The sequence below is a fragment of the Mesorhizobium sp. M7D.F.Ca.US.004.03.1.1 genome (assembly GCF_003998635.1).
GTDB lineage: Bacteria > Pseudomonadota > Alphaproteobacteria > Rhizobiales > Rhizobiaceae > Mesorhizobium > Mesorhizobium loti.
Genome location: NZ_RZQG01000411.1, coordinates 1 through 5201, shown reverse-complemented (window position 1 = coordinate 5201; position 5201 = coordinate 1). Strand labels below are relative to the sequence as shown.

5 protein-coding genes and 1 pseudogene are annotated in these 5201 nt (G+C 62.4%); 2 read left to right on the top strand and 4 right to left on the bottom strand.

Annotation, left to right across the window (positions count from 1 at the left end; all coding sequences use genetic code 11):
• The 4 genes and pseudogenes from EN935_RS21340 to EN935_RS21325 form a co-directional block, all read right to left on the bottom strand.
• Positions 1-463: pseudogene (locus EN935_RS21340) on the bottom strand (ABC transporter); the annotation flags it as partial.
• 3 nt (positions 464-466) lie between these two features.
• Positions 467-1159, bottom strand: a complete 693-nt coding sequence (locus tag EN935_RS21335; RefSeq protein WP_109660215.1) for an XRE family transcriptional regulator — start codon at positions 1157-1159, stop codon at positions 467-469.
• A gap of 143 nt (positions 1160-1302) precedes the next feature.
• Positions 1303-2397 (bottom strand): ROK family transcriptional regulator, encoded by a 1095-nt coding sequence (locus tag EN935_RS21330; RefSeq protein WP_127264978.1) that lies wholly within the window; start codon positions 2395-2397, stop codon positions 1303-1305.
• Between the two features lie 57 nt (positions 2398-2454).
• On the bottom strand, positions 2455-3105 hold the full coding sequence (locus EN935_RS21325) for an SGNH/GDSL hydrolase family protein (RefSeq protein WP_127264977.1): 651 nt from the start codon (positions 3103-3105) through the stop codon (positions 2455-2457).
• Between the two features lie 344 nt (positions 3106-3449).
• On the opposite strand from EN935_RS21325, the gene EN935_RS21320 reads away from it, so the two are divergent.
• Together EN935_RS21320 and EN935_RS21315 are read left to right on the top strand one after the other, a co-directional pair.
• The gene (locus EN935_RS21320) at positions 3450-4529 is read left to right on the top strand and encodes a substrate-binding domain-containing protein (protein ID WP_126069973.1); all 1080 of its coding nucleotides are present in this window, start codon (positions 3450-3452) and stop codon (positions 4527-4529) included.
• A gap of 81 nt (positions 4530-4610) precedes the next feature.
• The coding region (locus EN935_RS21315) for an ATP-binding cassette domain-containing protein (RefSeq protein ID WP_164771243.1) at positions 4611-5201 on the top strand (591 nt) is incomplete at its 3' end.

Sequence of the window (5201 nt, the reverse complement as noted above, 5' to 3'; positions counted from 1 at the left end):
GATTGTCCTTGTACTTGTCATTTTTGTACATCAGGACCATGCCGTAGTTCATCGCCGGCACGCTGCATTCGCCGACCTGTCCGGCCGGGATGTGCGAGATGTCGAGCTTGGTCAGGTCGAGTTTCTGGAACAGTTTTCCGCAATGCACGAAGGGCGGAAAATCGTCGGTATCGACGACATCCCAGGTCACATTGCCGGATTCCACCTGCGCCTGAAGCTTGGCGATTTCGGTCGGCCCGTCGTTCAGAAGCTTGACGCCGCTCTTGTCGACGAATTCCTTGAGCGCGGCGACCTGGCCGTCCTGGTAGATGCCGCCATAGGAGACGAAGGTCAGCGTCTTTCCCTTCAGCGACCCGTCCACCACGGTCCCGGCCGGCGGTGCGTTCTGCGCGTGAGCGGCGGCTGCGAGCAAGGCCAGTGCGGCGGCGCCGACAAACCCGGCCAGTCTTGATCTGCTTCCCATTTTCTAACCCTCCGATGGCTCGCTGTTTGATTTTGGCAGACCGGGCGCGAGCGTTTTCCGGGCTACATATTGGTCGAGGTCGACGGCGCCGCTGGTCGGCGGCGCGATGATCCAGAGCACTTCGGCCACCGTGTCACCGACATTGATGGTTCGGTGGGGCGTCGAGGTCGAGTATTCGATGCTGTCGCCCTCTTCGAGGATGAAGCTCTCGTCTCCGAGCGTCAGTTGCACGCGCCCGCGCAGCACGAGGAACATCTCGTGCGCGTTGCCATGCGTGTAAGGCACGTCGCCGGTCGAGCCACCGACGGCGAATTCGCCGCAATAGACTTCCATCTCGCGGATTGGCCGGCGCGACAGCAGCGTCTTGCGGTAGCCTTCGCTGGTCGGCAGCGCCGGCCGCTCGGCGCGTGTCAGCACCGTGTGCGGCGACACTTCGCAGTCGTCGAAAAGATCGGCAAGGCTGATGCCGAGCGCATTGGCGATCAGCATCAGCGTGCTGGTGTTGGCGCCCGAAAGGCCGCGCTCAAGCTGGCTCAGGAAACTGGCGGTGGTGCCGATCATGTCACCGAGCTGGCGCAGCGTCAGGCGTCGCGTGGTGCGATAGGCCTTGATGCGATCGCCGAGCACCGTCGAGCGGCGCGCTTCCGCGCTGGACGCGGCGCTGTCGTCTGGGATGTGGTCCTCGGTAATCTTCATGGCGATCTCAGGGTTCACTTAACATGCTATTAAGTGAGGTCTCCTGGCAAGTGGATTCGCCTGCTCATCTGAAAATCGCTGATGGACCTGCAGAAGGTGCATGCTCGGCCGGCCGGCGGGAGCAGGGTGCCGGTTCGGCCCGATCACTGGATCATGAAGCGCGAACTGAACGGCAGGCTTGCCGCGCCGACTGCCTTGGGGCTGATGGTGACGCGCGCCGGCAGCGCCTGGATGTCGGGGAATTCCCGGCCGATGTCTGCGCACAAGGCCTTGGCGATTTTCTGCGGCGCATAACTGGACAGGACCACCGTCCTGAACTCGACAAACTGATTCAGTGCGGAGATCGACGCTTTCAGGCGATTGGAGCATTCCCCCAGCCATTCGCTGTAGGCCTCGCCAAGGTCAGGCCACTCAGGGCTGCTGCTCCAGATGATTTCGGACGGGCGCCCGCGCCTGGTCAGTTCGCTCTCCAGGCGCACAAGGCCATGATCGAAGCTGGCGCTGGAGTTTCCCTTGTAGATCTGGTGGTTGAGGATGAGCCTGCTCTGCAGCCGTGCTCCGAGATAGAAGAACAAATAGTCGTTCAGCGGCTTGGCGACACCGAACATGCTTTCGCCGCCGGCCACCGCGGTGATGTCGTTCTGCACGAAAACCGGCAGCTTGCTCTGCTCTTCGATCTCGCCTTGCAGAGCCTTGAGGGAGGTGCTCGATCCGTTGCGGGTTGCAGCCATGGCGTCGACCTCGTCGGGGACTGCCAGCCCGATGCCGGCGACGCGGCCGCGCGCCTCGACCGGCAGGCTCGTCATGGCTTGCCTGATCGCCTCCAGCAGTTCGCTGCTTTGCGGAAAGGGATTGGCTTCATCCGCCGGCAACTGCGTGTGGAAGCGCACGGTGCCGATGAAGTCGATGAGCGCGATGTCGATCCTGCGCCTGCTGAAGCCGACGCCAACCGCATAGGCGCCCTCCGGATTGAGCGAAAGTGGGATGGTTGGCGGCCCGACACGGCCGCGCTGCGCTGAGCCCTGCGAGACCAGGCCTTCCTGCTCGAGCGAGCGGACGATGACCGAGGCCGTCTGCGCCGACAGGCCGGTCTTCTCGCCGATTTCCATCCGCGAAATGCCTTCGTTCTGAAGCAGCAGCGACAGCACCAGCCGCTCGTTGTAGCTGCGCACGCTCAATGCATTCAGCCCGCTCGCACGATCGGCGATGCGCAACGGATTGGGTGGTGCGAATCTCATGTCAGGCAAGGATCGCCCCGTCGGTAAGCGCGCGTTGCCTCGCGGCGGTATGGTTGCTCATGTCGAGCGGCTCCAGCCGATGGCATCGACCGCGCGGGCGAGTGCGGTGCCCAGCAATCTGTGCGCCTCGGCATCGATGTGAAAGCCGTCCGCTTCGCTGCACGACACCACCGAGCCGGCATCGAAAAAGTGCAGTTCGAGCGAGTCCGCCAGGACCTCGAACTCGAGCGCCAGCAGGCGCGATTTCTCCGGCGCGCCGGCAAAGATCGACTTCCATTCCTTGACGTCGTCCTGCATCGGCGGCGGCGCCACGATCAAGATCTCGGGCGTCGAGCCGCCCGGCCCGGGCGCCAGTTCCTTGATGTCGTAGACGAGGCAGCCGATGCCCATCGCCACTTCCGACGGCGGCTTGTTGAAACGGATCTTCAGATCGTTGGTTCCGAGCATGATGATGACGAGGTCGAGCGTCGCATGGCTCTGCAGACAAGGGCGGAGATAGGTTCGGCCGTTCTTGTGGGCGCCCTCGATCGGATCGTCGTGGACAGTGGTTCGGCCGCTCAATCCCTCCTCGATGACGTACCAGTCGGCCCCCAGCTGAGCACGCAATATCCCCGGCCAGCGTTCACCCGGACCATAGCGCTGGAGCGGTCCTTTGCCGGGCATTTGGCCGTGCGTGTTGGAGTCGCCGTAGCACAAGACAGATCGCATGTTTTTTCCCGTCGGAACTGACAGCACGCCGAAGCCGGCGAGCGCCATTCATGATGGATAGCGGAGCGGTGAAAGGCAAGCAAGGGAATAGTCATTCAACATGACTAACTATTGACAGGCCGAATCCGCTGTGCTTCTAAAGTGCCCGGAGGAGTTCTCGACCGTCATCATCGTCCAGCAGAAGTTGGGCTTCGACACGCATGTGTCGGGGGCGGGAGAATTGCGTGCATCGGTCGGTTTGCGACGCCGGGCATGCTTTGGGAGAGCGTCTCGCGGTCCGTGCGAATTCGTACGGCCGGCCATACGAATTCGTAGGCCGGGGCAACCACAAGGAGGAGAATTCAATGTTAGGATTGCTGAAAACCGTCGGTTTGGGAGTGCTCGTCGCATCAGCGCTTGCCGTGACGTCCCTGGCGCATGCGGAAGATGTCAAGCTGATGGACGGCGTCGCGCCGCGCCCCGACGACACGCGCATGACCGCGGCCGGTGCGTTCAAGAAGGACCCGCCCTGGGTCATCGGAATGAGCGACTTCGGCGTCAACGCAAACACCTGGACGGTGCAGGTGGCGCATGAGGCGGAGAACGCCGCGGCAAAGGACAAGCGCATCTCGAAGTTCATCCTGCTCGATGCCGGCTTCGACCAGAAGAAGCAGGTGGCCGACATCGAGGATCTGATCGCGCAGCATGTCGACGCGATCATCGTTCAGCCGGTGACTAGCACATCGGCGAATGCCAGCATCGCCAAGGCGGTCGCCGCCGGCATCCCCGTCATCCTTCACACCGGCCGCATCGATTCCGACGCCTACACCACCGAAATCCAGGGCGGCGCCGAGCACTTCGGCAAGGTGATGGGCGACTGGCTGGTGAAGACCGTCGGCGACAACGGCAAGATCTGGGTCCTGCGTGGCCTGGCCGGCCATCCGGAAGACACCAACCGCTACAACGGCCTCCTGGAATCGCTCAAGGGCACGCATGTACAGATCATCGCCGAGGAACATGGCGACTGGCAGTACGACAAGGCCAAGAAGCTGTGCGAGACGCTTTATCTGAACAACCCGCAGGTCGATGGCATCTGGTCGTCCGGCGCCGACATGACGCGCGCCTGCGTCGATGTCTTCAAGCAGTTCGGCACGCCCATTCCACCGATTTCGGGCGAAGGCAACAATGGCTATTTCGGCCAGTGGATCACTGACGGATTCAAGTCGATCTCGCCGGAATACAGCCCCGCCCAAGGTGCGGCCGGCGTGCGCGCCGCTGTCGCCCTGCTCGAGGGTCAACAGCTCTACAAGCGCTATGTCTACAATCCCGACGGCTGGGACAAGGACAAGGCCGCCAAATACTATCGCGACGACCTGACGGCCAATGTCTGGTGGCCGAGCGAACTGCCCGAGGACAAGCTCAAGGAATATTACGGCAAGAAGTGACGGCGCCGTGGCTGGCGGGGAGTGGACAAGCATTCCCCGCAGGCCGTTCCATCTGTCGAATCCGGTTCGTTCGAGGGTTTCGTGACCAATCTTATCGAGATGTCCCACATTTCGAAGGCGTTCGGAGGGAGCAAGGCGCTCCACTCCGTTTCCCTCGATCTCAAGGCGGGCAGTGTTCACGCCCTGATGGGGGAGAACGGCGCCGGCAAATCGACATTGATGAAGATCCTGGCGGGCGTGCATCAGCTCGATTCCGGCGAGATCTTCATGAACGGGGAAAAGCTTGATCTGAAGTCGCCGCGCGACGCGCTGAATGCGGGCATTTCGACCGTTTTCCAGGAGCATTCGCTGCTGCCCAATCTGTCGATCGCCGAGAACATGTTTCTCGGCCGGGAGCCGACGACCCGGTTCGGCTCGATCGACTATCGCGCGATGAGCAGCCAGACCGCCAAGGCGCTTGGCGAACTCGGCCTCACGCTCGACCCGTCGCAGCTCGTTTCCAATCTGACGATCGCCGAGCGGCAATTCGTCGAGATCGCGCATTGCATCCAGGCCGACGCCAGCGTGCTCATCCTCGACGAGCCGACGGCCGCTCTCAACGCGGCCGATGTCGATGTGCTCAACCGCAACATCCGCCGGCTGCGCGATAAGGGAAAGGCTGTCGTCTATATC

Coding starts and splice junctions, on each gene's coding strand:
- EN935_RS21335 (WP_109660215.1), bottom strand. CDS start 1,159: ATGAAGATTACCGAGGACCACATCCCAGACGACAGCGCCGCGTCCAGC.
- EN935_RS21330 (WP_127264978.1), bottom strand. CDS start 2,397: ATGAGATTCGCACCACCCAATCCGTTGCGCATCGCCGATCGTGCGAGC.
- EN935_RS21325 (WP_127264977.1), bottom strand. CDS start 3,105: ATGCGATCTGTCTTGTGCTACGGCGACTCCAACACGCACGGCCAAATG.
- EN935_RS21320 (WP_126069973.1), top strand. CDS start 3,450: ATGTTAGGATTGCTGAAAACCGTCGGTTTGGGAGTGCTCGTCGCATCA.